The sequence below is a fragment of the Saccharopolyspora terrae genome, from assembly GCF_004348435.1.
Classification (GTDB): Bacteria; Actinomycetota; Actinomycetes; order Mycobacteriales; family Pseudonocardiaceae; genus Saccharopolyspora; species Saccharopolyspora endophytica.
The window spans coordinates 103,393-130,341 of the sequence record NZ_SMKS01000007.1; the positions used below are offsets into that span (position 1 = coordinate 103,393).

Consider the following 26,949-nt stretch of genomic DNA (forward strand, 5'->3'; position numbering starts at 1 on the left):
GTTACGGCCTCGTCCCGGTCAGCGGGCCGGCGGAACCGCCGCGGCCCTCGGTCACCAGGTGCTCGCCGACCTGCGCGAGCAACCGGTCCAGCTCGACGTTGACGATCAGCGGGTCGGCGGCGGTGTCGACGACCACGGTGATCCCGGTGCGCTCGGCTGCCAGCGCGAGGATCACGAACCGGTTCGCGCCCTCGATGACCGTCTTGCTCAGATCACCGCCCCCACCGATGACGCTGACCCGCTTCGACGAGCTGAACGCCGACGCCGACATCGCGGCGAGGTCTTCCGCCTGCTCCTCGGACACACCTTCGGAGGCCCCGCGGGGGAATCCGTCCGACGACCACAGCACGACGCAGTCCACGTCCGCGACGCGCTGTGCGAAGTCGGTCAGCACCCAACTCAAGTCATCCCGGCCATCGCTCATTGTGTTCACCCCTCACCTGTGTCGCTGCTGTGGTTCTGGCGTCCGGACACGAAGCCCATGGCCCCGCCGCCGCCCGGGCTGCGCCGGGTTCCGGTGTTGTCGTTGGCGGAACCGGACTGGGCCTTCTTCTCCTCGTCGAGGGCCCGGCCGACCGCCGAGGCGCCCCTGCGCCGCACCGGGAGGCCCACCGACGAGGTCTCCAGCGGCTCCTGCTCGACGGGCTCGGCGCGCGGCCTCGGCGGTTCCGGTCGCGTCTGGGTGCGGGTCTCGGCGGGGTCGGCCAGCAGCGCGGTCGCTCCGCTGAGCGTGCCACGCGCGCTGGAAACGCCTACCGGGGCGGACCTTTCGATCTCCGTCTCGCGCAGGAGGTCGGACGGGATGGACACCTCGGCGCGGATGCCGCCGGACTCGCCCGCGGCCAGGGTGACCTCGATGTTCCACTGCTGGGTGATCCGGGAGACCACCGGCAGGCCGAGCTGCATGTGGCGCTGCACGCTGCCGAGCGCGAAGTCGGCCTCGGTGCCCAGGATCGCGTTGGCCTCGCCGAGCTTCTCGGCCGGCATGCCCAGACCGCGGTCCTCGATGATGACCACCAGCGATCCGCTGCGCTCCTCGGTCCAGACCCGGGCCTTGCCCTGCGGGGAGCTGTAGTTGGCGGCGTTGTCCATCAGCTCGGCGAGCGCGCGGATCAGGTACGGCGCGGCCTGGCCGTCGACGGCCACCGCGCCCGGCTTGCGGGTGTGGATGCGGCCGTAGTGCTCGATCTCGGCTCGCGCCGATTCGAGGATGACCTCCATCGGCGTCGGACCGCGGTGGTAGCGGGCGAGCCGGTTTCCCGACAGCAACCGCAGGTTCTCCGCCAGTCGGCGGGCCCGCAGCAGGAGGCTGTCGAGGACGAGCAGCGCGCGGTACCGCGGCGCGGCCTCACCGGCTTCGCGCTCCTCGGTGTCGACGATCTGCATGGCGCTCTGCACGATCTGCTGGACTCGCGCGGCCATGCCGACCACGACGCGGGTGAACGCGTCGCTCGTCCGCTTCTGCTTGATGCGCTCCTGCACGGCGACCTGGTAGGCGTCGGCGAAAGCGTCCGCCACCTCACCGATCTCGTCCTTGCCGAAGTCCAGCGAGCGCAGCGATGCGGTGGCGTCGACGTCCTCGCCGCGCTCCACCCTGCGGAACAGCTCGGGGACGTCCTCGTCGGCGATCTTGCGCACGGCGTCGCGCAGTTCGACCAGTCGCTGCGGCACCAGGGAGACCAGGTGACGTCCGGCGAACCACCACAGCAGCAGGGCGGCACCGGCGGTGGCGACGAGCACGAGGCCGGCGAACAGAGCGGTGCGCAGCAGCGCGGCGCTGCCGTTGTTGAGGCCGAGTTCGGCGCCGTAGCGGGCCTGCTCGACGGCGATCTCGGTGAGCTGCCCGCCGACCTGGTCGCTGATCTGGTGCCACTGCTGGATCGTCACGCCCCGCACCTGGCCGTGGGCGATCAGCTCCTGCTCGACGACCTGCAGCTGCTTCCAGCTCTGGGAGCGGGTGAGCTCCTCGTAGCGCTGCTTGACCAGCGGTGAGGCGTTGGAGATCTGCTCTTCGAGCTCGTCGTGGTAGGAGCCGACCAGGACCGCGAAGTTGACCTGCTCGTCGGGCTGCAGCCGGGTGACCACACCCCGGGACGCCAGCAGCGCGGTCTGCGCCATCTGGTCACCGGCGCGGAAGAACTCGGTGGCGGTGATGCCTGCCTGGCCGGCCTTGGCGTCCTCGACGGCGCGGGCCTGCCCGTCGAAGAGGTCGGCTCCGGCGTCGAGGACCTCGTTGTAGCGCTGGAGGGTCTCGCGCTTGCGGGTCGGGTCAAGCGGGAAGTCGGGACGGGACTTCGGAAGCCGCCCGATCAAGGTGTTGACGTCGTCGATCTTGACCTTGAGGTCCGGCGGCGTCGCGGAGTTCCCGGACAGCTCGGTGAGCTTGCCGGAGAGCTCGGCGATGGCCTGGTCGGTGGCGGCGTAGCGCTGGCCGAGGGTGTCGGGGGTGGCGTCCCCGTCGAAGGCGCGGGCGACCAGCTGGCGTTCGGACTGCACGGCGGCGAAGGTCCGCACGGCCGGGATCGAGGTGTCCTGCACGGTGACGGCGACCGCGCGGACGATGAACGCGTCGACGAACGCGGGCGCGAAACCGGCGAGCACGACCACGAAGAACAGCGCGACGATGGCGATCAGAATGTTCCTGATCCGCCGCCGGAGACTCGTCCTGTCCGGTTCGCGCGTTCTGTCCCTGGTTAACTTCACGTCGACCGCGCTCCTTCGGTTGTGCTCTCCACGAGACAGGCCCCCGCCCCCCGGCGGCCTCGGCGCGAATTGCGCGAAGCACGAGCTCCGCTGGAATTCCCCGACATTGGGCGATGTCACCGATGCGAGCGGGCGCGCCGCACTCCCAGTTCCGTGATCATCCGCGCTTGGCCGGGACAGTACCAGCACGGTTTTCGCGGTTGATCAGTGATCCGAAGAGGTCTTCGCGTTCATCCGAAATGAACAGCAGCACTGAATTTCGGTTACGTTCTTCTTTCGATCACCGCACGGATCTTCTCGGAGCGCGGGACTGCGGCGGTCATTCGCGCGTCCGCAGATTCCCCCACGCTTGTCCGATTGTCATTTTCGCCCGATATTGCACGGCCTCGGGCTGATCGCTACGTTGGGAAGATCCTGGTCTAGACAACGTTGTCAATCGGGAGGTCTTCCTTGCGACGCCAGCACGACGTCAAGACCGTTCGACGCTCCAACGTTCCCAGCCGGCTCGCGGCCCTCGCGGTCGCCGCGGCCACCGCGCTCGCCATCGCCCCCGCCGCCGAGGCGCAAGACCGGATCGACGATCCGGCCCAGCACGTCAACCCGTTCGTCGGAACCAAGCCCGGTGGGCCGGACTTCGGGCACGGCGGCGGAGCGGGCAACACCTTCCCGGGAGCGGTGGCGCCGTTCGGGATGATGCAGTTCAGCCCGGACACCGCGACCTACCAGCACGGCGGCTACTCCTACGACGACAACCGGATTCGCGGGTTCAGCCTCACCCACCTCTCCGGGGCCGGGTGCGGGGACTTCGGCAACGTCCCGTTCATGCCGGTCCTCGGCGACTCCCCGGTGAGCGACTACTCCTTCTCGCACGACAACGAGTCGGCCTCCCCCGGTTCCTACGACGTCACCTTCGACAACGGGCTGCGGACCGAGCTCTCGGCGATCCAGCGCTCCGGCATCGCGAGGTTCACCTACCCGCAGGGGCAGCAGGCGGCGCTGTCGGTGGACGCGGCGAAGGCGTTCAACGACGCGAGCGGTTCCGTGCAGGTCGGACCGAACACCATCAGCGGTCACAGCGACAGCGGCGGCTTCTGCGGTTCCGACAACACCTACCGCGTGTACTTCCACGCGACCTTCGACCGCGACTTCACCGCCCACGAGGTCAACGGCGGCCAGGCGTTCGTCAAGTTCGACACCGCCCAGTCCCCGCAGGTCGTGGCGCGGGTCGGGATCTCGTTCGTCAGCGCGGACAACGCCAGGGCCAACGCCGAAACCGAGCAGAGCGGGCGCGGTTTCGACGAGGTCCGCGACGGAGCCCGCGCGGCGTGGAACGGCATGCTCGGGCGCATCGACGTCGGCGGCGGCAGCGACGAGGACCGGCGGCGGCTCTACACCGGCCTCTACCACTCCCTGCTGCACCCGAACGTCTTCAGCGACGTCAACGGCCAGTACGCGGGTTTCGACGGCCAGGTGCACACCGCCGCCGAGGGACACGCCCAGTACGCCAACTACTCCGGGTGGGACGTCTACCGCTCGCAGCTGCCGCTGGTGGCGCTGATCGCCCCGGACGTCGTCTCCGACATCGCGCAGTCGGCGGTGAACCAGTCCGCGCAGGGCGGCTACTTCGACCGCTGGACGGTCGCCAACGGCGGCACCGGGGTGATGGTCGGCGATCCGCTGCCGATCATGGTGGCCAGCGCTCACGCCTTCGGCGCCACGGATTTCGACACCGCGGCCGCGCTGCGGGAGATGCGGGAAGGCGCCACCAACACCGACGAGCGGCCCGGCCACGAGGAGTACGACTCGCTCGGCCACATCCCGCCGGGCGTGCCGGACGTGTGGGGGTCGGCGGCCACGACGCTGGAGTACAACAGCGCCGACTTCGCCGTGTCGCAGTTCGCCGCGCGACTCGGTGAGACCGAGGTGCACGACCACTTCCTGGCCCAGGCGCAGAAGTTCAAGAACCTGTTCAACCCCGCCAACTCCTACCTCCAGCCGCGCAACGCCGACGGCTCGTGGCCGTCGTTCGATCCTGTGCAGACCGAGGAGTACACCGAGGGCAACGGCGCCCAGTACACCTGGATGGTGCCGTTCAACCACCGGGCGCTGTTCGACCTGATGGGCGGCGACGAGCAGGTGGTGTCGCGGTTGGACGAGTTCTTCACCGAGCTCAACGGCGGCCCCGACAAGCCCTACGCCTACCTGGGCAACGAGCCGTCGCTGAACACCCCGTGGGCCTACGCCTACGCGGGCCGGCCGGACAAGACCCAGGACGTCGTGCGGCGGGCGTTGACCTCGCTGTTCAAGTCCACACCGGACGGTGAGGTCGGCAACGACGACCTCGGGCAGATGTCGTCGTGGTCGGTGTGGGCCTCGATCGGCATGTACCCGCAGGTCCCGGGCAGGTCGGAACTGGTGCTGGCCAGCCCGATCTTCTCCTCGGTGACCATCGACCGCGGCAACGGCACGAGCATCACCGTCAACGCGCCGGAGGCCTCCGAGGGCACCGCGTACGTGCGGAACCTGAAGGTCAACGGCACCGACAGCACCAAGCCGTGGGTGGGCGAGGACTTCGTCGCGGCGGGCGGCACGCTCGACTTCACCCTCAGCGACCAGCCCGATCCCGCGTGGGGCAGCGCCCCGCAGGACGCACCGCCGTCCTACGACGTCGGGAGCTGAGGTCAGGCGTCGGCGCCGCGCCAGCGCAGCACTTCCAGCGCGGCGCCGACCCCGATCACGTCTTCGGCCAGCGGACGCGGCAGCAGCTCGTCGGCGCGCGCCAGGCGCCGCAGCACGGTGTTGCGGTGGGTGTAGAGGCGTTCGGCGGTGCGGGAGGCGTTGCACTGCTCGCGGATGTAGGTCCGCACCACCTGGCGCACCTCGGGGTCGGCGTCCCGAAGAGCGCCGAGCGCTTCGGCGACGAACTCGTCGGCGTGGGCGGGATCGGCCGTCATCAGGGCCACCAGCTGGACGTCCTCGTAGCGGGCCACCTGACGACGGGAGCTGAGCCTCGCCAGCATCCGCTGCGCGGTCAGCGCGTCGAGGTGGCTGCGGCGGAAGCCGTCCACCTCCCGCCCCGGTCTGCCGATCGAGACCCGCACGTGCGGGTGGGAGCCGAGGTGCTCGGACAGCTCCTCGATGCCCGCGGTGGTCGCCACCGGCAGCCAGACCCACAGGGTTCCTGCGGTGGCCACCACGGTCAGCCTGCGGCGCGCACCGGTGAGGCACACCAGCTCCTCCGCCGCGCTCTCCAGCTCCTCCAGGCCGACGTGGGCGGTGCTCCACACCACGGCGGCCGTGTGCGGCCCGGTCAGGCCGTACCCGAGCTTGAGCTCGGCCCTGCGCGCGCTGATCGGCGAACCTTCGAGGATGAGCGCGACCGCGGCGCGGCGGTCGGCGTTGGTGCCGCGGATGAGGGTGTCGAGCTCCGCCTGCATCCGCTCGCTGATGCAGGCGATGGTGTCGTTGACGTAGGTCGAGATCGACAGCGCCGTGACGTCGAGGAGTTCCCGCAGCTCGTCGGGGTCGGAGGTCAGCGAGAAGCAGATCTCCATCCAGTACCGCCAGGCGACGTTCTGCCCGGCCCGGTAGGTGTCGAGGGCGTGGGCGTCGAGCCCGCGGCGGACCAGGTCCCGCGCGGTGTCGAGCGCCTGCCTGCCGAGGTGCGGTGGGACGCGGCAGCCGGGGTCCTGCACGTTGGCCGCGGCCCAGTGCACGACGTTGTCGACGTTGGTCTGCCGCAGCCCGTCGGCCAGCACCGGATCGGCCGCGATGGCCTGCGTGCGGTCGGTGGCGAGCACCGCGGCGTGCAGCTCATCCGCCCAGCGCGCGGGCGGTTTCAGCGCCGTCTCCGCGCCGAGCCGGATCAACTCCCGAACCCGAGCGGACGGACAGGGCCACGATCGAGTCACGGCAGGCACTATGCCCGAAAAGGCCCCGTTTGTGGAGTGCCGGTGACGGGAGCTCGTGAGGAGTGCGGCGGAGCTGCTGTTCCAGGTGTGGGACTCAGCTCGCACCGCTGCGGGTTCTGCTACCCGCGCCGCCGAGCACAGCACTTCCTCGACAGCCCCTAGCGGGGTGATTCGTGTTGGGAGCCTCGGACGTTGATGGGGCTGCCCGGGGGTTCCGCGCAGTGGGCTCGCAGGTTGGCGGGGACTTCGGCGAGGTCGGTGCCCGCTCGCTGGTGGGTGCTCTGGTAGCCCCGGGTGCAGACGAACGGGTCGAAGCTGTTGAGGACCAGGCCGAACCGGGCTCTCCCGTCGCCGGGGACGGTGGTCTTGGTGCCCTGCGCGAGGCTCGGGTAGGTGACCAGCAGCTGCTCCACGCCGTCGAGCCGGGTGCGGTAGACGTTGGCGGTGGTCAGCAGGTTCGAGAACAGCCCGCCGAGCTGCGGCCCGGATTCCCGCAGCAGCCCGCTGACCTGCTCGGCGGCGTCCGGTGCTGCGCCGATGACGCGGCGCAGGTCGGGGTCGGAGGCGCGCAGCTGCCCGGCGAACAGGTGGAGGTCCCGGCTGAAGGAGGCGATCTCGGCGCCCTGCTCCCGCTGCGTCTCCAGCACCCTCCGGCCGCTGGAGATCAGGTCCAACGTCTGCGGCAGGTGGTCGGTGGCGTGCCGGGTGTAGGCGTTGGAGGTGTCGAGCAGCGTGCCGAGCGGTCCGTTGAGGCCGGTGAACGCCAGGTCCAGTTCGGTGACCACGGTCTGCAGCGAGCCGATCGGGATGCTGCGCACCGTGCGGTCCAGGTTGGCCAGCAGGTCCTCCGGCGGCACCGGGATCGAGGTGCGATCGCTGGTGATCACCGAGCCCTCCCCGAGATGCGGACCGCCGTCGGATCGGGGGCGGAGGTCGACGTACTGCTCCCCCACCGCCGACCGGTTGGTGACCACGGCGTCGGTGTCGGCCGGGATCTTCGGTGCGCTGTCCTCGATCTCCAGCGACACGTCGACGCCCTCCGGCGTCAGCCGCAGCGGTCCGACCCGGCCGATGGGCAGTCCTCGGTAGGTGACCTCGGCGTTGGTGAAGATGCCGCCGGAGTCGCGGAACCGGGCGATGGTGGTGTACCCGCGGGAGGACACCAGCCGGTCCAGCCCGGCGTAGGTGGCGCCGACGTAGGTGATGCCGACCAGGGCGATCAGCACGAACGCCCCGATCTGCAGCTTGACCCGCTTCGAGATCACCGGACACCTCCGAGCACTGCGTCGAACGGTCCGCCCGGTCGCGGCGGTGGCGGCGCGGCAGGTGCGGGCGCGGGTGCCGGTCCGGGCAGCGGGAGCGGGAGCGGGAGCTCGCCGGGCCCGGCGCCGCCGGTGGGCGGCGGGCGTCCCTGCAGCACGTTGTCGACGATGGTGCTCAGGTCGAGGTCCAGCTGCAGGTCCAGGTTGGTGTAGTCGCCCTTGATCGCGTTCACCGTGTAGTCGGTGAACGGGAAGGTGACCAGGATTTCCAGCGATTTGGGGAGGTCCTCGCCCGCTTCCGCCAGCTTCTGCAGGATCGGGCTCAGCGACCGCAGGTTCTCCACGGTGTCCTGCTGGCTGCGCTCGGTCGTTTCCACGGCGACCTCGGAGAGCCGGTCCATCTGCTGGAGCATGGTGACCAGCTGCCCCCGTTGCTCGTTGATGACCTTCAGGCCTGGGCCGAGGTTGTCCAGCGCGAAGGCGATGTCGTGCTTCTGCCCGACCAGCGAGGTGGCGAGCCGGTTGAGCCCGTCGATGGCGCGGGTGATCTCGTCGCGCTGGCCGTCGAGCTCCCGGGTGAAGACCTCCAGGTTCCGGTGCAGCGAGCGGATGTCGGCCTCGTTGCCGGACAGGGCGGCGCCGAGTTCCTGGTTGATGTGCTGGAGCTGGCCGATGCCGCCGCCGTTGAGCAGCATCGACAGCGCCCCCAGCACCTCCTCGACCTGCGGGTGCCGGTTCGTGCGCGACAGCGGGATGCGGTCGCCGTCGGACAGCAGCGCTTGCCCGTCCGTCGCGGAACCGTCGAGCTGGACGTACTTCTCGCCGAGGAGGCTGGACTGGCGCAGCTGGGCGATCGCGCTCGCCGGCAGCCGCACGTCGCGGTTGATCTCCAGGGTGACCTCGGCGGTCCAGCCGTCCGGGGCGAGCCGGATGCCGGAGACGCGGCCCACGGCGACGTCGTTGACCTTCACGCTGGCCTGCGGCACCAGGTCCAGCACGTCGGCGAGCTGCGCGGTGACCCGGTACGGGTCGTCGCCGAGGTCGGCGCCGCCGGGCAGCGGCGCGTTGTACAGGCCGGTGAACCCGTGCTGGCCGCATCCGGCGACCAGCAGGAAGCTCAGCAGCGCCACCGCGATCCGCATCAGCGACCACCTCCCGGGTGCGGTGTGCCGGTGTCGCGCATGGCGTCGACCAGCGGGAGCGGGATGTCCGGTGCGCGTCCGTGCTCCAGCGAGGTGATCGCCTCGGCCGGGGAGGGCAGCGGGACCGCTCCGGTGACGACCGGTTCGATGCGCTCGCAGGCGTCGGCGAGCACGGGCGGCACCGGGCGCTCCGGGGGCGACTGCCGCAGCAGCTTGCAGACGATGACGATCGGCGGGTGGGTCAGCTCGTTGATGTTGCCGCGGGTGCGGGTGGAGCCGGTGGAGGCGTCGTAGGTGTTGGCGAGGTTCGACAGCCCCAGCGGTGCGAGGTCGGTGACCTCCTCCAGCGCCGCCTTCTGGTCGACGAGCACCTGCGTCACCGCTTGGAGGTGGTCGACGTTGGTCCGCAGCACGGCGCGGTTGTCGCGGATGAACCCGGCGGTCTCCGACAGCGCGGGCCCGAGTTCCCGCAGCGCCGCGCCGAGTTCGCCGCGTTCGGCGGCCAGGAACGCGGCGGTGTCGGACAGCTGGGTGTTGAACCGGCGCACCTGCTGGTCGCTGTCGGCGAGCGTGCGGTTGAACAGCTGCAGGTTGTCGACGGTGGCGAACATGTCCTCCTTGGACCCCGAGAGCGTGCTCGTCGCCTGGCTCAACCGGTGCAGCATGTCGTTGAGCTCCGCGCCGTGCCCGCCCAGGTTGGCGGCCTGCACGTCGAGGAAGTCCGACAGCGCGCCCTCCTCGTTCGCCCCGTCCGGTCCCAGCATCCGCATCGTGCGGTCGGTGTTGCGGTTGATCTCGTCGAGCTCCAGCGGCGTCGCGGTCCGCTCGCGCGGGATCACGGCGCCGTCGGCCAGCTCCGGTCCGCCTTCGTAGACCGGTGTGAACTGCACGTACCGGTCGCTGACCAGGCTCGGCGCGACCGCGACGGCCTTGGCGTCGGCCGGGATCGGCGTGCCGTCGTCGATGCGCATCTCGACCCGCACCCGGGTGCCCTCCGGGACGACCTCGGTCACCGAACCGACCCGCATGCCCAGCACGCGCACGTCCGAGCCGGGGAACAGCCCGACGGTGGCGCCGAAGTGGGCGGTCACGGAGGTGCGCGCGGCCAGCGACACGGCCCACCACGCACCGCCGGTGATCAGCATCGCGGTCGCGAGGACGATGGCCACAGCGCGCTTGCTCATCGCGGACCTCCCCCGGCGCCGCCCGCGATCGGTGGGCGGCAGCCTTCGTCGTTGGACGTCACCGGGCCGGCGTGCAGCATCGGCGGGACCTGGCCGCACACGTAGCTGTCGAACCAGCGCCCGTTGCCGACCGTGTTGCTGAAGTACCTCGCGAACGGCGCGAGGTTCTGCAGACCCCGGTCGAGGTTGTCCTGGTTGCGGTGCAGCACCTCGGTGACCCGCTCCAGCGTGGTCAGCGCAGGTCGCAGCTGGGCGTGGTTGTCGGCGACGAGCCCGCGCAGCTGCTCGGAGAGCTGCCGGGTGCTGCGCAGCAGCGTGCTGATCGCTTCGCGCCGGAAGCGGATCTCCTCCATCAGCAGGTTGCCGTCGGCCAACAGCTTCGCGAAGACCTCGTCGCGGTCGCCGAGCACCTGGCTGACCTGCCGGGTGTTGCTCAGCAGCTGCTTGAGCTGCTGATCGCGGCTGGAGATGACCTGGGAGAACGCCGAAAGCCCGCGCAGCGCCTCGCCGACGTGCGCCGGGGTGCCGCGGAAGGTGTCGGCCATGGTCTGGAAGCTCAGCGCCAGCGCGGCGGTGTCGACCTCGCCGGAGGTGCGGCCCAGGTCCTGGAAGGCTTCGGTGACGTCGTAGGGCGAGCGGGTGCGGTCGGCGGGAATCGTTGCGGCGGAGTCCTGTTCGCGATCGCCCTGCGGGTCCAGCGACAGGTACTTCTGGCCGAGCAGGGTCTTGATCTCGATGGAGGCGGTGGTGCGGTCGCCGACCCAGGCGTCGTCGACGCGGAAGGCGACCTCGACGTGCTTGCCGCGCAACGACATCGAGGTCACCTCGCCGGCCTTGACCCCGGCGATGCGGACCTCGTCGTCGGGTTTGAGCCCGGCCGCCTCGGTGAACTGCGCGCGGTAGGTGGTGCCGCCGACCACCGGCAAGTCCTCGAAGTAGAACGCCAGCAGCGAGAGCGCGGTGATCAGCACCAGGCCCACCACCCCGGCGGCGGCCGGGTCGCGCCGTTTGAGCCGCTCGATCATCTGCACCTCTCGGGCATCTGCTCGGGGGACGTCGCGGGCAGCGGTGCGGCCACGCCGAGGCTGGAGATGCGCACCTGCCCGGAGCTGCGGCACAGGAAGTAGTTGAACCACGACCCGTAGCTGGCGGTGCGGTTGATGGTGTTGAGCTTGTTGGGCAGGCCCGCGGCGAAACGCTCCACCAGCGGCCGGTGGTTGTCGAGGTGGTGCGAGAGCACGCCCAGGTGCGCGATGCTCTCGCGCAGCGGCTGCCTGCCCTCGGCGAGCAGCCCGGCGGTCGCCTCGTTGACCTGGCCGATCCCTTCCACTGCCGAGCCGATCTGCTCCCGGTCGGCGGCCAGGCCCGAGACGACCTGCTGGGTCTGCACCAGCACCTCGTCGAGCTCGGCGTTGCGGCTGTTGACGGTGCCGAGGACGTCGTTGAGGTTGGTGATGACGTCACCGATCACCTGATCCCGGGAGGCCAGGGTCTGGGTCAGGGAGCCGATGTGCGCCAGCAGGCTCTGCACGGTGCCGCCCTCCCCTTGCAGGGTCTGGATGATCGCGTGCGACAGCTTGTTGACGTCCTCGGGTGAGAGCGCCTGCAGCAGCGGCTTGAAACCGTTGAACAGCACCGTGAGGTTCAGCGCCGGCCGGGTGCGCTCGATCGGTATCGTCGAGTCCTCCGGCAGCATCGCCCCGGAGCCCTCACCTCTCTCGACGGCGAGGTAGCGCTGTCCGACGAGGTTGCGGTACTTGATCGACGCGGTGGTCGAGGCGGGCAGCGCGCGGTCGCCGAAGAGCGTGAACTCCACGTGTGCCTGCCGCTTCTCGGCGATCTCGATCGAGCGGACCTGGCCGACCTTGACCCCGGCGATGCGCACGTCATCGCCCTCGTTGAGCCCGGTGACGTCGGTGAAGCGGGCCGAATACCCCGTGGTGGGGCCGAAGCTGGTGTTGGCGATGGTGACCCCGAGCAGCCCGGTGGCCAGCAGGGTCACCGCGATGAACGCGACGAGCTTGGTCAACGACGGCGTGATCGACCTCATCGCACCTGCACCTCCGCTCCTCGGTACAGCGGTCCGACCAGCAACGTGCTCCACGCCGGAACCTCGTCCGGGCGCAGCCTGGTCGCCGGTGACAGCAGGGCCGCGATGAGGCGCTGCTCGGCCGGTGAGTGCTGCATCGAGCCCGCGGTCCCGGTGAACGAGCTCGGGCTGGTCGAGGCCGGTGGTGTGCGCTGCTCGCGCTGCGGCGGGTGCGTCGAGCCGTCGCGCGGCGGTCCGCCGCCGGGCAGGTCGGCGGGCATCGGGACCTGGTCGTAGCAGCGGGGGCCGCGCCGGTCCTGCCAGCTGGGTTCGTCGTGGCCGGGCAGGTACTTGTCGGCGCTGTCGCTGATCTGCACTCGCAGGCGGATCACGCCCGGGGTGTCGGTGCCCTTGCCCGCGACCTGGTCGAGGCGGGGCACGGCATCGGCGAGATCGTCGAACAGGCAGGGGTATTCGGGCGAGTACCGCGCCAGCAGCCGCAGGTGCTCGCGGCTGGCCGCGTTGAGGCCGATGATGTTCTCCTTGTTGGCGCGCAGGAATCCGTCGAGGTCCCCGGCTCCGGTCGTCACCGTGCGGTAGAGCCGGTCGAGGCCCGCGCGGTTGTCGGCGACGGTCCGGTGGTTGACCGCCAGGTCGCGCAGCGCCTGCGTCAGCTCCGGCGTGGTCTCGGCGTAGAGGTGCGCGACGTCGGCGAGCGCCTGGATGTTGCCCTTGAGCTCGGGCAGCGCCGGGTTGAACTGCTCCAGGTAGCGGTTGGTGGCCACCAGCGTCTCGCCGAGCTGCTCGCCTCGTCCGTCCAGCGCCATCGAGACGGTGTTGAGCGTGGTGGCGAGCTTGTCGGGCCGGACGGCCTGCAGCACCGGCATCAGGTCGCTGAGCACCTTCTCCAGCTCGATCGACGCCTCGCTGCGGTCCTGCTCGATGACGGCGTCGTCGCGCAGCGACTCGCGGGAGGGCTCGGGCGGCGGGACGAGGCTGACGTAGCGCTCGCCGAAGAGGGTCTTGGGCAGCAGCCGCGCGGTGACCCCGGCCGGGATGAGGTGCGCCTTGTCCGGGTGCAGCGCCAGGTCCAGCTCGGCTCCGGAGGCGGTCGCGCGGACCTCCCGCACCTCGCCGACCACCAGGCCGCGCACCTTGACGTCCGAGGGCGGTTGCAGCTGGTTCCCGACGCGGTCGGTTCGCAGCAGCACGTCGACCACCGGCGTGAACGCCTTCTGGTACACCGCGACCGTCGAGGCCAGGAACAGCACGATCACGCTGATGAACACCGCCCCGACCACGCGGCGGCGCACCACCTCGGCCCGCTCGCCCGCCCTCATCCGGCGATCCGGACGGTCGTGGTGGCGCCCCAGATGGCGAGGCTGAGGAAGAAGTCCAGCACGTTGAGCGCGATGATCGCGGTGCGCACGGCCCGGCCCACCGCGCTGCCGACCCCGGCGGGGCCGCCGGAAGCGCGGAAGCCGTAGTAGCAGTGCACCAGGATGATCATCAGGCTGAACAGCAGCACCTTGCCGAAGGAGAACAGCACGTCCTCCGGCGGCAGGAACAGGTGGAAGTAGTGGTCGTAGGTGCCCGCCGACTGGCCGTAGAAGTAGACCGTGATCACCCTCGACGCCAGGTAGGACGACATCAGCCCGATCACGTACAGCGGGATCACCGCGCCGATCCCGGCCAGCACCCGGGTGGTCACCAGGAACGGCACGCTGCGCACGGCCATGACCTCCAGCGCGTCGATCTCCTCGGAGATGCGCATCGCGCCCAGCTGCGCGGTGAACCCGCAGCCGACGGTCGCCGACAACGCCAGGCCCGCCACCAGCGGCGCGACCTCGCGGGTGTTGAAGTAGGCCGAGACGAACCCGGTGAAGCTGGCCGTGCCGAGCTGGTTGAGAGCGGTGTAGCCCTGCATCCCGACGACGGTGCCGGTGAACAGCGTCATGCCCACCATCACGCCGATCGTGCCGCCGAGCACCGCCAGCGCACCGCTGCCGAAGGTCACCTCGGCCAGCAGCCGCAGCACCTCCTTGGAGTAGCAGCGCAGCGTGCGCGGAGCCCACGCGATGGCGCGCAGGTAGAACATCGCCTGGTCACCGGAGGTGTCGAGCACCCGCAGCGGGGCGTTGATCAGCCGCCGGACCCTGCCGGTCGCCACGACCACGGCTCACATCCCCTTCGCCGGGACGAGCTGCAGGTAGATCGCGGTGAGCACCACGTTCACCAGGAACAGCAGCATGAACGAGATGACCACGGCCTGGTTCACCGCGTCCCCAACGCCTTTCGGCCCCGGTGCCGGGTTGAGCCCGCGGTGCGCGGCGACCACCCCGGCGATGAACCCGAAGATCACCGCCTTGATCTCGCCGATCCACAGGTCGGGCAGCTGGGCGAGGCCGTTGAAGCTGGCCATGTAGGCGCCGGGAGTGCCGCCCTGCATGATGACGTTGAAGAAGTAGCCGCCGAGGACGCCGACCACGCTGACCACGCCGTTGAGCAGGGTGGCCACCAGCATCGCCGCGAGCACGCGCGGCACGACCAGCCGGTGGATCGGTGAGACGCCCAGGGTTTCCATCGCGGCGATCTCGTCGCGGATGGTGCGCGCGCCCAGGTCGGCGCAGATCGCCGAGCCGCCGGCCCCGGCGATGAGCAGCGCGGTGATCAGCGGGCTGGCCTGCTGGATGATGGCCAGCACGCTGGAAGCGCCGGTGAACGACTGGGCGCCGATCTGCTTGGTCAGCGAGCCGAGCTGCAGCGCGATCACCGCCCCGAACGGGATCGACACCAGAGCGGTGGGCACGATGGTCACGCTGGCGACGAACCAGGACTGCTGGACGAACTCGCGCCACTGGAACGGCCGGGCGAACACCGCCCTCGCCACGTCCACGGCGTGCAGGAACAGCCGTCCGGTCTCGCTGAGCGGACCGGTACCGGCCGGTCGCGCCACTCCAACACCCATCGCGGCTCCCCGAGGTCTCGACAGGGCATCCAGAGTGATCAGCCACACACCTCGCAACCAGGGGCACTCTGCCCCGCGATTCCCCCACACTGGTGCACATCACCCGTAACCCGAACCCGCCCCGGGAGCGATAGACATATCCGGGTTCGCGGAATTCGTTCCACCCCAACGGCATCCACGGTCCCAAGTGGAACAACCCCGTCCACCTTCCCGTCCGGCCCCGGTTTGGCCGGTGCAGAGCGGGTACTCCCCGAGCGGAGGTCGGTTGGAGCACGAGGGGAGGTTCGCCGGTGGTGAGCTGGCAGGCTCGGGCCGTCATCGCGAAGTACTGGGTGACGCGACGCAAGCAGGTCTTCGCCGATCCCGGGAAGTTGCGGGACAGCGCGGAGAGCCATCAAGCCGAGAGCGTGCAGGTGCCCAGCTGGGTGCACCGGCGCTTCGACGTCGTGGAGTCCGACGTGCTCGGGCACCGCTGCTACACCTTGCACCCCCACGAGCCGGAGAACTCGCAGCACATCCTCTACCTGCACGGAGGCGCCTACGTGCACCAGGTCGAGCTGGCGCACTGGAGGTTCCTGGCCCGGCTGATCGACTCGACCGGTTCGGTGGTCACCGTGCCGATCTACCCGCTGGCCCCCGCGCACGCCTACGACGAGACGCTGGCGATGATCTGGGAGACCTACCAGCGGTTCCTCGGCGACCTCCCGGCCGAGGACCAGATCATCATGGGCGACTCCGCGGGCGGCGGGCTGAGCCTGTTCGTGGCCCAGCGGATCAGGCACCACGGCCGGACGCAGCCACGACGTCTGGTGCTGTTCGCGCCCTGGTTGGATCTCACCACGACCGATCCGGGCATCACCGAGCGCGAGCCGCACGACCCGTTCCTCAGCGGGCCGGGGTTGCGGGAAGCCGCCCGGCTCTACGCCGACGGCCTCGACCTGCGCGATCCGCGGGTGAGCCCGCTGTTCGGCGACCTGTCGGGGCTGGCGCCGATCAGCGTGTTCACCGGGACCCGCGACGTGCTGCTGACCGACTCGCGACGGCTGCGCGATCGGGTCCGCGCGACCGGCGCCGACCTCGACTACGAGGAATACCTCGGGATGTTCCACGGCTGGATGCTGCAATCCCTGCCGGAGGCCAGGCACGCGACCGATCGGATTGCGGCGCTCGTCGGTGATTGAAGGGTCCGGTTTCGGGGAAACCACCACCCAGAGCCTGCCCGGACACGCCGAAGACGAGGTGAGCCGTCATGACCCATCCTCCGGACCCGGACCGCGTGCAGCCGTTCCTGCGGGAGGTGCACTACCCGGTCAGCAAGCGGGAACTGGTGCACATCGCCGAGCAGCAGGGCGTGGACGGCGAGGTGCTGCGCGCGCTGCGCATCGTCCCCGACCGCACCTACGAGAACCAGGAGGAGGTCAACGACGAGGTCGCGCTGGGAAGCTAGGCCGTTGAGGAGTTGCATTCCGGGGCGGTGCGGGTAGCGGAACCTGAGCGCCTCCGTGGTCTCCCGTACACGTTCTAGCCGTGGCGGCTCAGGACAAGCAGCGTGACGTCGTCCCCGGCGGACGCCGCGGTCACCAGGCGGTTCGTGACGGTGGTGCAGACCTCGTGGGCGGGCGCGCACTCGATCGCCTCGCACAGCGAGTTCATCCCGACGTCGATGGACTGCTGGCGGCGCTCGATGAGGCCGTCGGTGTAGAAGCACAGCACCGAGTGCTCCGGCAGCTCAACGGTGGTGGTGCGTCGCTCGCGCCGCGACACCTCCACCCCGACGGGCGGGTCCACCGGCGCCTTGACGAGGTCACCGCCATCGTCGGGCAGCGCGAGCACGGGTGGCAGGTGCCCGGCCAGCGAGAGCTCCAGCCGCGCCGTGTCCGGGTCGTAGAGCGCGTAGGAGACGGTGGCCATCGCGTCCGGCTCGAAGTGGGTGACCTTGCGGTCGAGCTTGTGCAGCACGCGGGCCGGGTCCTCGTCGTCGAGGGCGTACGCGCGCAGCGCGCTGCGCAGCCTGCCCATCACGACTGCGGCCAGCAGACCGTGGCCCACGACGTCGCCGATCACGATGCCGACCCGGCCGGAGGGCAGTTCGAACACGTCGTACCAGTCACCGCCGATGCCGTGGTCGGCGCCGGCGATGTAGCGGCCGTCCATCGACACACCGGGAACGGACGGCAAGCGGCTCGGCAGCAGGCTGTGCTGCAGCACGGTCGCCGCGATGCGTTCCGCGCGCGAAGAACCGACCTTCGAGACCGAGGCGATGCGGTCAGCGGCGATGCGCACCAGACCGGCGTCCTGGTCGGTGAACCCGTGCTCGCCGAACGCGCCGACGCACAGCACGCCCAGCGTGTCCCCGCCCGCGACCATCGGGGCCCCGACGAGCGATCGTACCCCCTTCTGCTGCAACGGCGTGCTGATGAGTACGTCGGCGTCGACCCGGTCGAACACGACGGCTCGCTCGGAGTTGAGCACGGCGGCGGCGAAATCGTTGCCCACCGGGATCCGGACGCCCTGCCGGACCTCGTCCTCGATGCCCACTGAGGCGGTCGCGATCAGCTCCTCACCGCCCGGATCCAGCAGCATGGCCGTCGCCATGTCCACACCGAGGACGTCGCGCACCCGCGCCAGGATCTCGCGCAGCAGCTCGTTGACGTCCAGGTGAGCCAACGAGGTGTCCGTGACCAGTTCGATGCGTCGCAAACGCTCCTCGGCGGAAGGTCCCGCGGAAGCATGCATGCGTTCAGCATAACCGCCGCGCTGCCGAGGGTCTTTGCCAACGAAGCTCACCGGTCCCATCATGGGTTCATGGCTTCCGACATCAACGAGAGTCCGACGCCGTTCGGCGCGGTGGCCGAGTGGTCGGGCCGCACGCTCTTCGTCACCGCGACCGGCGAAGTCGAACTGGTCAACTCACCACAACTCGAATCGGTGCTCAACCAGGCACTCGCCGACAAGCCCGACGTCCTGGTGCTCGACCTCATGGACGTCACGTTCCTGTCGTCGGCTGGACTGGCCGTGCTGGTGCGCGCACACCGCGACGCGGAAGCGGTGGGCACCCGGTTCCGGGTCGTCGCAGCCAACGCCGCCACGCTGCGCCCGATCCAGCTCATGGGCCTGGACCAGGAGTTCGACGTGTACGCCGACCGCGAAGACGCACTGTCCGGTGCACCGGGTTTGTGAGAGCTCCCAGTCGCCGAACCTAGGAGCTGAACCTCGGTTGTCCGAGAACCGTTAGGAAGCGACCTATGGCACCCGCTCAGTCAAGCGGGCCGGAGCCCGGAGCCGTGGAGACCCTGCGCCGCCACGGCATCCCGGCCTCCGCCGGCAGCTTGCCTGTGCTGCGCGACGAACTGGACGAGTGGGCCCGCTCCGCCGGGCTCGGTGACAGCCTCGCCGGCGCGCTGGCGCTGGCGACCTACGAGGCCATGGCGAACGCGGTGGAACACGCCTACGGCGGTGCCCCGGGCCCACTCGACGTGGAGGCCGCGTTCCTCGATCACGGCGTCGAGGTGACGGTCACCGACCACGGGGCGTGGCGCTCGCCGCGCGACAGCGGCCAGGAGCGCAGGCGCGGCCTCCCGCTCATCCGCCGGCTGGCCGACGAAGCGGTCGTGTCCGCCGGGGAGAAGGGCACGCGGGTGCGGATGCGGTGGGAAGTCCGGCGCCAACTCTCCGACGGCGACCTGTCCGCCGCGGACGCCTCCGGTTAGTCACGCGGCGACGAGGAAGTCCTCGACCGCGCTCCCCAGGGCCTCGGGCGCCGCGAACGGCACCATGTGCGCCGCGCCGGGCCAGACCAGCAGGCGCGCTTCCGGCAGCAGCCGGGTGACCCGCTGCGCCCAGTCCTGCGGCACCAGCGCGTCGTGCTCGCCGCGCACGACCAGCGCGGGCGCACCGACCCGGGGCAGCTTGTCCTCGACGTGGTCGTGGATCGACTCGGCGAAGCTGGTCACCACGCGGCGGAGCCCGGCTTCCCGGTAGTCGCGGAAGGTCAGCGGCGCGAGCCGGCGCGGTTCGCAGCGGGCGTTGCGCAACCACCTGCGCACCTGCCCCTGCCAGGTGCGGGCGCGCGGATCGCTGGTCGGACCGACCAGCACGAGCCCGCGCACGTGCTTCGGGGCCAGCAGCGCCGCCTCGACGGCGATCTGGCACCCGAAAGAACACCCGAGCAGGTTCACCTCCGGCAATCCCACCTGCTGCCGCCACACGTCCAGGGCCTGCGCCAGGTCGTGGAGCCCGAGCGGGCGCCCGGAACGGCGGCTGGACCCGAAGCCGGGCAGGTCCACCGCCCACGTCTCGCGCACACCGGCACGTCCTGACACGAACGGCAGCAGTTCTCGGCTGGAGACCCCGGCGCCGTGCACGCACACCAGCGGAGGGCCCGGGCCCTCGACGTGCCACGCCACGACGCCGGCCTCGGACAGGTCCGGGCGGTCCAATTCGGTCCTGGTGCGCTGCATCAGCTCGGGGCTACCCGAAAACGCTCGGTCCGAACCGGGCCCTGCCATGTGTGAATCGAGCGTCCTTCGGGTAATCCGATGATCGACCGAATGATCAACCTCTGCAGCACGGAGGTGCGAATGACCGCCACGGAGCGCCTTCCGAAACCCAACAGCGACTCCTGGCACTGGCAGCTGCGCGCCGCGTGCCGGGATCTCAGGACCGCTCGGTTCTTCCACCCGGACAACGAACGCGGCGAGCGCCGAGCCCAGCGGGAGCGCCAGGCCAAGGCCGTCTGCCGACGTTGCCCGGTCATCGCCCAGTGCCGCGAGCACGCGCTGAGGTCCCACGAGCCCTACGGCGTGTGGGGCGGCCTCGGCGAGCAGGAGCGCCGCAGCCTGCTCCGGAAGGCGAGCTGAGCGCGGGGGATTCGCCTTCCACCGCAACGGGTATCGCTGAAGCGGGCGAGCCCGCCGACCGTGGAGGTCCACATGCACCAGGACAGGACCCGCAGACCCCCGGACGACGACGAGGACGCCCCGGAACCGACGACGTCCGGCCAACAGCGCCGCGAGCAGCTCGACGAGGACACCGACGAACTGCTCGACGACATCGACGACGTCCTCGAGGACAACCCGCAGGACTTCGTCCGGGGCTACGTGCAGAAGAACGGCCAATGAGAACCGCGTTGCCGCGCCGGGAGGACGATCTCCCCGGCGCGGCAACGCTTTTCGTCGCTCACACGTGGTCGCGCGGGATGCGGCGGTCCCAGTTCTTGGAGAACACCCGCTCCCCGCCCAGGTAGGCGTCGAGTTCGGCGTGCAACCGGAACTCGGTGGCCGTGGACGTGAGCGCCGTGCGGGTGCTGGTGCGCACCGACCAGTCGCCGCGGGTGAAGCCCATCGTCCACTCGATGTCCCCGCGCACCGAGTCGAAGTCCTCCCCGACCCAGCTGTAGAGCTCGGTCGCGCGCCGGCGGACGTCCAAGTCGATGTCGTCGAAGTGGGCCAGCCCCAAGTCCTTGATCACCTCCAGCGACGAGCTGTAGTCGGCCAGGTCCCTGCTGACCTGCCACTGCTGCTCCCCCGGGGTGATCTGCTTCGCGGGCGCCGGTGGTGCTCCCTCGGGTTCGCCGAACAGCGGCGTGGGCAGCTCATCGGCCTCGTCCGCCGGCCGGATGGGCAGTTCCAGCTCGCTGTCGGCCGGATGCACGGTCAGCCGCACCGGTTCCGGCGGCGGCCACGCCAGCGGCCAGTACGAAGTGGACAGCGCCAGCCGGATGCGGTGGCCCTCCGGGAAGGCCTGCGCCACACCGTTCAACCGGACCCGAACCTGGTACCGCACACCGGGTTCCAGCGGTTTCGGGTCGTCGTGCCCGTCGCGGTGGGTGAGGTTGAGCAGGCCGTAGGTCACGCGCGTGGCCTGCCCGGTCGGGCTGACGTCGGAGAGCCGCGCGGCCAGCATCGCCACCGGCCGGTCCACCTCCACGCACACGTCCAGCAGCGGTCCCCCCAGGATCTCGGAACGCTCGGTCAGCGGTTCGGTGTCGAACACCAGCGACCCGCCGTCCTCCTCGCGCTGGTCGTAGGGCAGGTCCGGGGGTGCGTTGTAGGAGCACCACTTCCCGGCGTACTGCCCGACCGACAGCGGAGAGGCGACCGTCAGCGGCCGCGCGTCGCGCTCCTCCCCCGGGCGCTCGATCCTGTTCTGCCCCAGCGGGAACCGGGTGCGGCGCACGTGCGGCGACGGCCACGACGGCTCGCCGACCCAGCGACCGTGGCGCTCCTCGTAGCTGGTGGACGGCGGCATGCTCTCCTGCATCCAGGTGCACAGCATCGGGCCGTCCATCGCTCCGTTGTCGATGCCCTTGAGCCAGTGGTCCCACCAGCGCACCAGCTCCTGCAGGAAGCCGATCGCGGGACCCGGTCGCCCGAGGTGCGGGTACTTGTGCGACCACGGCCCGATCAGCCCGCGGCGCGGCGCGTCGAGGTTCTGCATCAGCCGGAACACGGCGTTGGAGTAGCCGTCGGCCCAGCCGCTCACCGCCAGCACCGGGCACTCGACCGCGGAGAAGTCCTCGCAGATCGAGCCGTGCCGCCAGTAGTCGTCGCGACGCTGGTGGCGCAGCCAGGTGTCGATCCACAGGCCGCTCTCCTCCATGCGTTCGCGCCACATCTCCTCCCAGCGGTCGCCCACGACCTCCGGGTCGGGCGGGCAGGAGGTGTAGGCGAACATCGTGCTCGCCCAGGACAGGTTGTCGCTGAGCAGACATCCGCCCATGTAGTGCACGTCGTCGGCGTAGCGGTCGTCGGCGCAGCACACCGCCGCGATCGCCCCCAGGCTCGGCGGTCTCCTGGCCGCCACCTGCAGGGCGTTGAATCCGCCCCAGGAGATGCCCATCATGCCGGTCCGCCCGGTGCACCACGGTTGTTCCGCCAGCCAGGCCAGCACCTCCTCGGCGTCGGCGAGCTCCTGCTCCAGGTACTCGTCGGCGAGGATCCCGTCGGAGTCGCCGCTGCCGCGCAGATCCACGCGGGCGCACGCGTAGCCGTGCCCGGCCAGGTACGGGTGGTGGATGGAGTCGCGCAAGGACGTGAGGTCCCGCAGCCGGTAGGGGATGAACTCCAGCACCGCCGGGACGGGTTCGGTGTCGGAGGAGACCGGCCGCCAGATGCGTCCGGCCAAGCGGGTGCCGTCGGACATCGGGATCCAGATGTGCTCCTCCTGCTTGATCTCGCAGGGCAGCTCGTCGACCTCGCGCACGCGTCCTCCTCGTTCGCCTCGACTGTCCCGGGCGTCACTCGTTGACTACCCACCAACCGATGCGGCCATGCCCCGGCGCGCGCACGTTTCACCGCACCGCTGCGCGGTTACTCGCGGACAGAACTGGCGAGCACCGGAGGGCGGGGAACATGGTTCGGTTCGGGTACACGCTGATGACGGAGCAGTCGGGGCCGCGCGAGCTGGTCAGGCAGGCGGCCGCGGCGGAGCGCGCGGGGTTCGACTTCGCGGTGATGAGCGACCACTACTCGCCGTGGCTGGACGAGCAGGGCCACTCCCCCTACGCGTGGAGCGTGCTGGGGGCCGTCACGCAGATGACCGAGCGGATGGACCTGCTGAGCTTCGTCACCGCGCCGATCATGCGCTACCACCCGGCCGTCGTGGCGCAGAAGGCCGCGACGATCGGGTTGCTCTCCGACGACCGGTTCACGCTCGGCGTGGGTGCCGGGGAGAACCTCAACGAGCACGTCATCGGCCAGGGCTGGCCCCCGGTCAACGTGCGCCACGAGATGCTCACCGAGGCGCTGCGGATCATCTCCTCGCTGTTCGACGGCGGCCACGTGAACTTCACCGGCGAGCACTACCGGGTCGACTCGGCGAAGCTGTGGGACCTGCCCGAGCAGCGGGTGCCGGTGGCCACCGCCGTGTCCGGCGACCAGTCGGTGCAGCGCTTCGCGCCGTTGTCCGACGCGATGATCGCCGTCCAGCCCGAACCCTCGCTCTGCCGGGGTTGGGACTCCGCGACCGGCGGTGACCAGCGCAAGTACGGCCAGCAGCCGATCTGCTGGGACCCGTCGGCCGACGCCGCCGCCCGGCGCGCCTGGGAGCAGCTGCGCTGGTTCGCGGGTGGTTGGAAGGTCAACGCCGAGCTGCCCGGGCCCGCCGGCTTCGCCGCCGCCACCCAGCACGTGCGGATCGACGACGTCACCGCGGGCATCCCGTGCGGCCCCGACGTCGATCCGATCGTCAAGACCGTGCAGTCGCACTGGCAGGCGGGTTTCACCGACATCGCCCTGGTCCAGGTCGGCGTGGACGCCGATCCCGCCGGCTTCTTCGGCTTCGCGCGGGAGAAGCTGCTGCCCGCTCTGCGCGCGGCGGCGAGCTGAACCGAGTTCGAGCGAATTCCACTGCCTCCACGGGGTTTCACGCCCCTCCACGATGTCAATCCGATGGATGCGAGCGGAATGCCCGTGATGAGGAGGAAACGATGACCGGCGAACCCGACAGCCCGGTGAAGGACAAGAACTACAACCTGATCACCGTGTTGCAGCTGTCCTTGCACCACGCGTGGATGCTGGACCAGTACGTCAAGGACGCCGAGTCGCAGGGCGACGAAGAACTCGCCAAGTGGCTGCACCGCATTCAGGACAACAACCTGAAGGCCGGTGAGCAGGGCAAGCAGATGCTGCTGAAGCGACTGCAGTACGAGAACGGCTGAAAGGAATCCCAGCGATGACCCGTGCCCGCATCCGTCACGTGACCAAGCGAATGCGCGACGAGGTCGCGCAGCACAACCCGATGAAGCCGAAGAACGAGGCTTCCGCCACCGACGACGCACAGCAGCGACGTCGCTTGGGCCGGGCGAACTCGCTGCTCAACACGGGTCCGCGGGTTCCTCCGCAGTGGGGTCCGCGCAAGAACCGGTGATCGTGGCGCCCCGGGAGACCGGGGCGCCACTTCGTCGTGCCGGGTCAGCGACGGCGCGGGAGGAACTCCTGGGCCTTGGACTTCACGCCCTCGGTGACCACCGACCACGCGTCGGGGTCGCCCTTGAGCATGGCCTCGGCCATCGACTCGACCTGGCTCCAGTCCGCCTGCGGCGGGATCGGTGGCACGGCCGGGTCGGTGACGAAGTCGATCAGGCAGGGCCGGTCGCTGCTCAGCGCTTCGGCCCACGCGTCGGCGACGCTGCCCGGATCGGCGACCCGGATGCCCCGGAAACCCGCGCTGCGCGCGAACTCCGCGTAGTCGAACTCCGGGAGCCGTTGCGAGGGAAGGAACTGCGGAGCGCCGTTGAGCGCCCGCATCTCCCAGGTGACCTGGTTGAGGTCGCCGTTGTTGAGCACCCCCACGACCACCCGCGGGTCCTGCCACTCGCGCCAGCACTGCCCGATGGTGATGAGCTCGTTGATGCCGTTCATCTGCATCGCCCCGTCCCCGACCAGCGCGATCACCGGCCGGTCCGGGTGGGCGAACTTCGCGCCGGTGGCGTAGGGGGCTCCCGGCCCCATGGTCGCCAGCGTCCCGCTCAGCGAGCAGCGCATGCGGCCGCGCACGCGCAGGTGCCGGGCGTACCAGTTGGCCGCCGAACCGGAGTCGGCGGTGATGATGGCGTCCTCGGGCAACTGCGGTGACAGCTCGTGGAACACGCGTTCCGGGTTGAGCGGGTCGGCGTCGACGCCGGCGCGGCGCTCCATCACCTCCCACCAGTCCCGGACACCGGATTCGACCTTCTCCCGCCAGGCGCGGTCCTGCTTGCGGCGCAGGCGCGGCAGCAGGGCCGACAGCGTCGCCTTCGCATCGCCGAGCAGGTTCACCTCGAACGGGTACCGCATGCCGATCATGGTCGGATCGATGTCGATCTGCACCGCGCGGGCCTGCTCGTACTCGGGCAGGAACTGGCTGTAGGGGAAGCTCGCGCCGATCATCAGCAGGGTGTCGCAGTCGCGCATCAGCTCCCAGGACGGCCGCGTCCCCAGCAGTCCCGCCGCACCGGTGACCCACGGCAGGTCGTCCGGCAGCACGTCCTTGCCCAGCAACGCCTTCGACACACCGGCTCCGAGCACGTCGGCGACGGCGGTGACCTCGCCCGCAGCCTTCCGGGCGCCCTGGCCGACCATGATGGCCACGCGTTCGCCGGCGTTGAGCACCTCGGCGGCGCGCTCCAGGTCCGCCTCCGCGGGCGTGGTGACCGCCTCGGAGATCCCGACGCTGGAGGGCACCATCTTGAACGCGTGCGTCGGCGGCGAGTAGGTCATCTCCTGCACGTCGTTCGGGATGATCAGGGCCGTGACGGTCCGGCGCGCGAACGAGGTGCGCATGGCGCGGTCCAGCGCGTTGGGCAGCTGCTGCGGGGTGGAGACGAACTGCACGTACTCGGCGACGTCCTTGTACAGCGAGGAGAGGTCGACCTCCTGCTGGTAGGCCCCGCCGAGGGAGGTGCTGGCCTGCTGCCCGACGACGGCCACCACGGGCACGTGGTCGAGCTTGGCGTCGTAGAGGCCGTTGAGCAGGTGGATGGCGCCGGGTCCGCCGGTCGCCGCGCAGACCCCCACCTCCCCGGAGAACTTCGCGTAGCCCACGGCTTCGAACGCGGCGAGCTCCTCGTGCCGGGCCTGGATGAACCGCGGGTCGTCGTCGGCCCGCTCCCAGGCGGCGAGGATCCCGTTGATGCCGTCGCCGGGGTAGGCGAAGACGTGCTCCACGCCCCAGGTCCGCAGTCGTCGCAGCAGGTAGTCGGCCACCGTGTCGGCCATGCCGCACCCTCCGATCGTCCGTGTTGGCGTCGTCCCCACCCACCTACCCGGATGTCCGCGCGCTCAACCGGGGATTGATCGATCTCCTCGGGCGCGGTCAGCCGGGGTGGGTCTCGCCGCCGACCGGTGCCAGCACCTCGCCGGTGTAGTAGCTGGACAGGCGGTCGGAGGCGAAGAAGACGTAGGACGGCGCGATCTCGTCGGGATGCCCCATGCGCCCCATGGGCGTCTGCTCGCCGAAGCCCCCCACCTTGTCCTCCGGCAGCGTCGCCGGGATCAGCGGTGTCCACACCGGACCGGGCGCCACGCAGTTGACGCGGACACCGGAACCGGCCAGGGACTGGGCGATCGACTGCGTCAGCACGTGCACCGCGCCCTTGCTGGCCGAGTAGTCCATCAGGTCCTTGTTGCCGCGCAACCCGTTCACCGACCCGGTGTTGATGATCGCCCCGCCCTCGGGCAGGTGCCGCAGCGCCGCCTTGCACAACCAGAACACCGCGAAGACGTTGACCTCGAAGGTCCGCTTGAACTGCTCGGTGCTGATCGACCGCAGGTCGTCCTGCGCCGCCTGCGTCCCGGCGTGGTTGACCAGCACGTCCAGGCCGCCGAGCCGTTCGGCGGCGTCGTCGACCAGGCGCGTGCAGAAGCTCTCCTCGGCGACGTCGCCGCGGAACAGGTGGCATGCGCGACCTTGCTCGCGCACCAGCTCGGCGGTGCGCTCGGCGTCGGCGTCCTCCGAGGTGTCGAAGTAGGCGAGCGCGACGTCGGCGCCTTCCTTGGCGAAGGCCACCGACACGGCTCGCCCGATCCCGGAGTCCCCGCCGACCACCAGCGCCCGCTTGCCCGCGAGGTGCCCGGAACCGACGTAGTCGCGCATCTCGTCGCGCGGGCGCGGTCGCATCGGCTCGGTGGTGCCGGGCGGGGTCTGCTGCTGGGCCGGCGCGCTGGGTGGCTGTTCCATGACGTCCTCCACGTCGGGTGTCCTCGGCGCCCAGGCGAATACCCGGGGTGCCCCCGGGTTCAACCACGGGCTCCCCGGGGTACGCGGAGGGG

At 70.4% G+C, this 26,949-nt stretch carries 26 protein-coding genes; 10 read left to right on the forward strand and 16 right to left on the reverse strand.

The genetic code is table 11. The features are described 5' to 3' along the window. Position 1: 1 nt before the first annotated feature. Both E1181_RS07195 and E1181_RS07200 read right to left on the reverse strand, forming a co-directional pair. Positions 2–424 carry a roadblock/LC7 domain-containing protein gene (locus E1181_RS07195; protein ID WP_132673162.1) on the reverse strand — a complete coding sequence of 141 codons (423 nt, stop codon included), beginning with the start codon at positions 422–424 and terminating at the stop codon, positions 2–4. A gap of 5 nt (positions 425–429) precedes the next feature. Beyond that, positions 430–2,703, reverse strand: coding sequence for a sensor histidine kinase (locus tag E1181_RS07200; RefSeq protein ID WP_165944539.1), 2,274 nt, complete (start codon positions 2,701–2,703; stop codon positions 430–432). Between the two features lie 450 nt (positions 2,704–3,153). Here E1181_RS07200 and E1181_RS07205 point away from each other — a divergent pair, with 450 nt between their 5' ends. Further along, positions 3,154–5,382 carry a GH92 family glycosyl hydrolase gene (locus tag E1181_RS07205; protein WP_235876567.1) on the forward strand — a complete coding sequence of 743 codons (2,229 nt, stop codon included), beginning with the start codon at positions 3,154–3,156 and terminating at the stop codon, positions 5,380–5,382. A 2-nt stretch (positions 5,383–5,384) separates the two neighbouring features. On the opposite strand, the gene E1181_RS07210 is transcribed toward E1181_RS07205, so the two are convergent. The 9 genes from E1181_RS07210 to E1181_RS07250 all read right to left on the reverse strand — a co-directional run bounded on the left by E1181_RS07210 (position 5,385) and on the right by E1181_RS07250 (position 15,199). Beyond that, positions 5,385–6,572 carry a PucR family transcriptional regulator gene (locus tag E1181_RS07210; RefSeq protein WP_235876570.1) on the reverse strand — a complete coding sequence of 396 codons (1,188 nt, stop codon included), beginning with the start codon at positions 6,570–6,572 and terminating at the stop codon, positions 5,385–5,387. Positions 6,573–6,772: 200 nt separating this feature from the next. Next, positions 6,773–7,879: an MCE family protein gene (locus tag E1181_RS07215; protein WP_132673165.1), complete on the reverse strand. Its 1,107-nt coding sequence runs from the start codon at positions 7,877–7,879 to the stop codon at positions 6,773–6,775. After that, a complete protein-coding gene (locus E1181_RS07220) occupies positions 7,876–9,018 on the reverse strand; it encodes an MCE family protein (RefSeq protein ID WP_235876571.1) in 1,143 nt (380 codons plus the stop codon). Before E1181_RS07220 ends, E1181_RS07215 begins: the two co-directional genes overlap by 4 nt. Further along, positions 9,018–10,202 (reverse strand): MCE family protein, encoded by a 1,185-nt coding sequence (locus E1181_RS07225; RefSeq protein WP_132673166.1) that lies wholly within the window; start codon positions 10,200–10,202, stop codon positions 9,018–9,020. Before E1181_RS07225 ends, E1181_RS07220 begins: the two co-directional genes overlap by 1 nt. Further along, positions 10,199–11,224 (reverse strand): MCE family protein, encoded by a 1,026-nt coding sequence (locus E1181_RS07230; protein WP_408009387.1) that lies wholly within the window; start codon positions 11,222–11,224, stop codon positions 10,199–10,201. The genes E1181_RS07225 and E1181_RS07230 overlap by 4 nt, the downstream gene beginning before the upstream one ends. Then, positions 11,224–12,252: an MCE family protein gene (locus E1181_RS07235; protein ID WP_132673168.1), complete on the reverse strand. Its 1,029-nt coding sequence runs from the start codon at positions 12,250–12,252 to the stop codon at positions 11,224–11,226. Before E1181_RS07235 ends, E1181_RS07230 begins: the two co-directional genes overlap by 1 nt. Further along, positions 12,249–13,571, reverse strand: coding sequence for an MCE family protein (locus E1181_RS07240; protein ID WP_132673169.1), 1,323 nt, complete (start codon positions 13,569–13,571; stop codon positions 12,249–12,251). Before E1181_RS07240 ends, E1181_RS07235 begins: the two co-directional genes overlap by 4 nt. Then, entirely contained in the window at positions 13,568–14,407 is an 840-nt protein-coding gene (locus tag E1181_RS07245) for an MlaE family ABC transporter permease (protein WP_235876572.1), read from the reverse strand. The genes E1181_RS07240 and E1181_RS07245 overlap by 4 nt, the downstream gene beginning before the upstream one ends. Before the next feature lie 3 nt (positions 14,408–14,410). Continuing rightward, entirely contained in the window at positions 14,411–15,199 is a 789-nt protein-coding gene (locus E1181_RS07250) for an MlaE family ABC transporter permease (RefSeq protein ID WP_132673170.1), read from the reverse strand. 293 nt (positions 15,200–15,492) lie between these two features. On the opposite strand from E1181_RS07250, the gene E1181_RS07255 reads away from it, so the two are divergent. Together E1181_RS07255 and E1181_RS07260 are read left to right on the forward strand one after the other, a co-directional pair. Beyond that, complete coding sequence (locus E1181_RS07255; RefSeq protein WP_235876573.1) at positions 15,493–16,380, forward strand: alpha/beta hydrolase; 888 nt, start codon at positions 15,493–15,495, stop codon at positions 16,378–16,380. Positions 16,381–16,448: 68 nt separating this feature from the next. After that, positions 16,449–16,646, forward strand: coding sequence for a DUF2795 domain-containing protein (locus E1181_RS07260; RefSeq protein ID WP_132673172.1), 198 nt, complete (start codon positions 16,449–16,451; stop codon positions 16,644–16,646). Between the two features lie 74 nt (positions 16,647–16,720). Here the strand turns inward: E1181_RS07260 and E1181_RS07265 are convergent, their stop codons facing one another. After that, positions 16,721–17,935: a PP2C family protein-serine/threonine phosphatase gene (locus E1181_RS07265; RefSeq protein WP_132673173.1), complete on the reverse strand. Its 1,215-nt coding sequence runs from the start codon at positions 17,933–17,935 to the stop codon at positions 16,721–16,723. Positions 17,936–18,004: 69 nt separating this feature from the next. Here E1181_RS07265 and E1181_RS07270 point away from each other — a divergent pair, with 69 nt between their 5' ends. Beyond that, on the forward strand, positions 18,005–18,379 hold the full coding sequence (locus E1181_RS07270; RefSeq protein WP_165944540.1) for an STAS domain-containing protein: 375 nt from the start codon (positions 18,005–18,007) through the stop codon (positions 18,377–18,379). A gap of 65 nt (positions 18,380–18,444) precedes the next feature. Next, positions 18,445–18,909: an ATP-binding protein gene (locus E1181_RS07275; protein WP_132673175.1), complete on the forward strand. Its 465-nt coding sequence runs from the start codon at positions 18,445–18,447 to the stop codon at positions 18,907–18,909. Here E1181_RS07275 and E1181_RS07280 read toward each other — a convergent pair whose 3' ends face one another. Beyond that, positions 18,910–19,659 carry an alpha/beta fold hydrolase gene (locus tag E1181_RS07280; RefSeq protein WP_165944541.1) on the reverse strand — a complete coding sequence of 250 codons (750 nt, stop codon included), beginning with the start codon at positions 19,657–19,659 and terminating at the stop codon, positions 18,910–18,912. It abuts the gene before it with no gap. Between the two features lie 120 nt (positions 19,660–19,779). Between E1181_RS07280 and E1181_RS07285 the strand changes: the two genes are divergently transcribed. Continuing rightward, a complete protein-coding gene (locus E1181_RS07285) occupies positions 19,780–20,058 on the forward strand; it encodes a WhiB family transcriptional regulator (protein ID WP_132673177.1) in 279 nt (92 codons plus the stop codon). A 72-nt stretch (positions 20,059–20,130) separates the two neighbouring features. Then, entirely contained in the window at positions 20,131–20,319 is a 189-nt protein-coding gene (locus E1181_RS07290; RefSeq protein WP_132673178.1) for a ubiquitin-like protein Pup, read from the forward strand. A 58-nt stretch (positions 20,320–20,377) separates the two neighbouring features. Here the strand turns inward: E1181_RS07290 and E1181_RS07295 are convergent, their stop codons facing one another. After that, complete coding sequence (locus E1181_RS07295) at positions 20,378–22,402, reverse strand: CocE/NonD family hydrolase (protein ID WP_132673179.1); 2,025 nt, start codon at positions 22,400–22,402, stop codon at positions 20,378–20,380. Positions 22,403–22,551: 149 nt separating this feature from the next. Between E1181_RS07295 and E1181_RS07300 the strand changes: the two genes are divergently transcribed. From E1181_RS07300 to E1181_RS07310, 3 genes are all read left to right on the forward strand, one after another. Continuing rightward, a complete protein-coding gene (locus tag E1181_RS07300) occupies positions 22,552–23,526 on the forward strand; it encodes a TIGR03557 family F420-dependent LLM class oxidoreductase (RefSeq protein WP_132673180.1) in 975 nt (324 codons plus the stop codon). A 101-nt stretch (positions 23,527–23,627) separates the two neighbouring features. Further along, complete coding sequence (locus E1181_RS07305; protein WP_132673181.1) at positions 23,628–23,858, forward strand: hypothetical protein; 231 nt, start codon at positions 23,628–23,630, stop codon at positions 23,856–23,858. A 14-nt stretch (positions 23,859–23,872) separates the two neighbouring features. Further along, on the forward strand, positions 23,873–24,067 hold the full coding sequence (locus tag E1181_RS07310) for a hypothetical protein (RefSeq protein WP_132673182.1): 195 nt from the start codon (positions 23,873–23,875) through the stop codon (positions 24,065–24,067). 44 nt (positions 24,068–24,111) lie between these two features. Here E1181_RS07310 and E1181_RS07315 read toward each other — a convergent pair whose 3' ends face one another. Both E1181_RS07315 and E1181_RS07320 read right to left on the reverse strand, forming a co-directional pair. Then, positions 24,112–25,896: a thiamine pyrophosphate-requiring protein gene (locus E1181_RS07315; protein WP_132673183.1), complete on the reverse strand. Its 1,785-nt coding sequence runs from the start codon at positions 25,894–25,896 to the stop codon at positions 24,112–24,114. A gap of 97 nt (positions 25,897–25,993) precedes the next feature. Continuing rightward, a complete protein-coding gene (locus E1181_RS07320) occupies positions 25,994–26,857 on the reverse strand; it encodes an SDR family oxidoreductase (protein WP_132673184.1) in 864 nt (287 codons plus the stop codon). Positions 26,858–26,949 lie beyond the last annotated feature (92 nt).

Coding starts and splice junctions, on each gene's coding strand:
- E1181_RS07195 (WP_132673162.1), bottom strand. CDS start 424: ATGAGCGATGGCCGGGATGACTTGAGTTGGGTGCTGACCGACTTCGCA.
- E1181_RS07220 (WP_235876571.1), bottom strand. CDS start 9,018: ATGCGGATCGCGGTGGCGCTGCTGAGCTTCCTGCTGGTCGCCGGATGC.
- E1181_RS07225 (WP_132673166.1), bottom strand. CDS start 10,202: ATGAGCAAGCGCGCTGTGGCCATCGTCCTCGCGACCGCGATGCTGATC.
- E1181_RS07235 (WP_132673168.1), bottom strand. CDS start 12,252: ATGAGGTCGATCACGCCGTCGTTGACCAAGCTCGTCGCGTTCATCGCG.
- E1181_RS07240 (WP_132673169.1), bottom strand. CDS start 13,571: ATGAGGGCGGGCGAGCGGGCCGAGGTGGTGCGCCGCCGCGTGGTCGGG.
- E1181_RS07250 (WP_132673170.1), bottom strand. CDS start 15,199: ATGGGTGTTGGAGTGGCGCGACCGGCCGGTACCGGTCCGCTCAGCGAG.
- E1181_RS07260 (WP_132673172.1), top strand. CDS start 16,449: ATGACCCATCCTCCGGACCCGGACCGCGTGCAGCCGTTCCTGCGGGAG.
- E1181_RS07265 (WP_132673173.1), bottom strand. CDS start 17,935: ATGCATGCTTCCGCGGGACCTTCCGCCGAGGAGCGTTTGCGACGCATC.
- E1181_RS07270 (WP_165944540.1), top strand. CDS start 18,005: ATGGCTTCCGACATCAACGAGAGTCCGACGCCGTTCGGCGCGGTGGCC.
- E1181_RS07275 (WP_132673175.1), top strand. CDS start 18,445: ATGGCACCCGCTCAGTCAAGCGGGCCGGAGCCCGGAGCCGTGGAGACC.
- E1181_RS07280 (WP_165944541.1), bottom strand. CDS start 19,659: ATGCAGCGCACCAGGACCGAATTGGACCGCCCGGACCTGTCCGAGGCC.
- E1181_RS07285 (WP_132673177.1), top strand. CDS start 19,780: ATGACCGCCACGGAGCGCCTTCCGAAACCCAACAGCGACTCCTGGCAC.
- E1181_RS07290 (WP_132673178.1), top strand. CDS start 20,131: ATGCACCAGGACAGGACCCGCAGACCCCCGGACGACGACGAGGACGCC.
- E1181_RS07300 (WP_132673180.1), top strand. CDS start 22,552: ATGGTTCGGTTCGGGTACACGCTGATGACGGAGCAGTCGGGGCCGCGC.
- E1181_RS07305 (WP_132673181.1), top strand. CDS start 23,628: ATGACCGGCGAACCCGACAGCCCGGTGAAGGACAAGAACTACAACCTG.
- E1181_RS07310 (WP_132673182.1), top strand. CDS start 23,873: ATGACCCGTGCCCGCATCCGTCACGTGACCAAGCGAATGCGCGACGAG.
- E1181_RS07315 (WP_132673183.1), bottom strand. CDS start 25,896: ATGGCCGACACGGTGGCCGACTACCTGCTGCGACGACTGCGGACCTGG.
- E1181_RS07320 (WP_132673184.1), bottom strand. CDS start 26,857: ATGGAACAGCCACCCAGCGCGCCGGCCCAGCAGCAGACCCCGCCCGGC.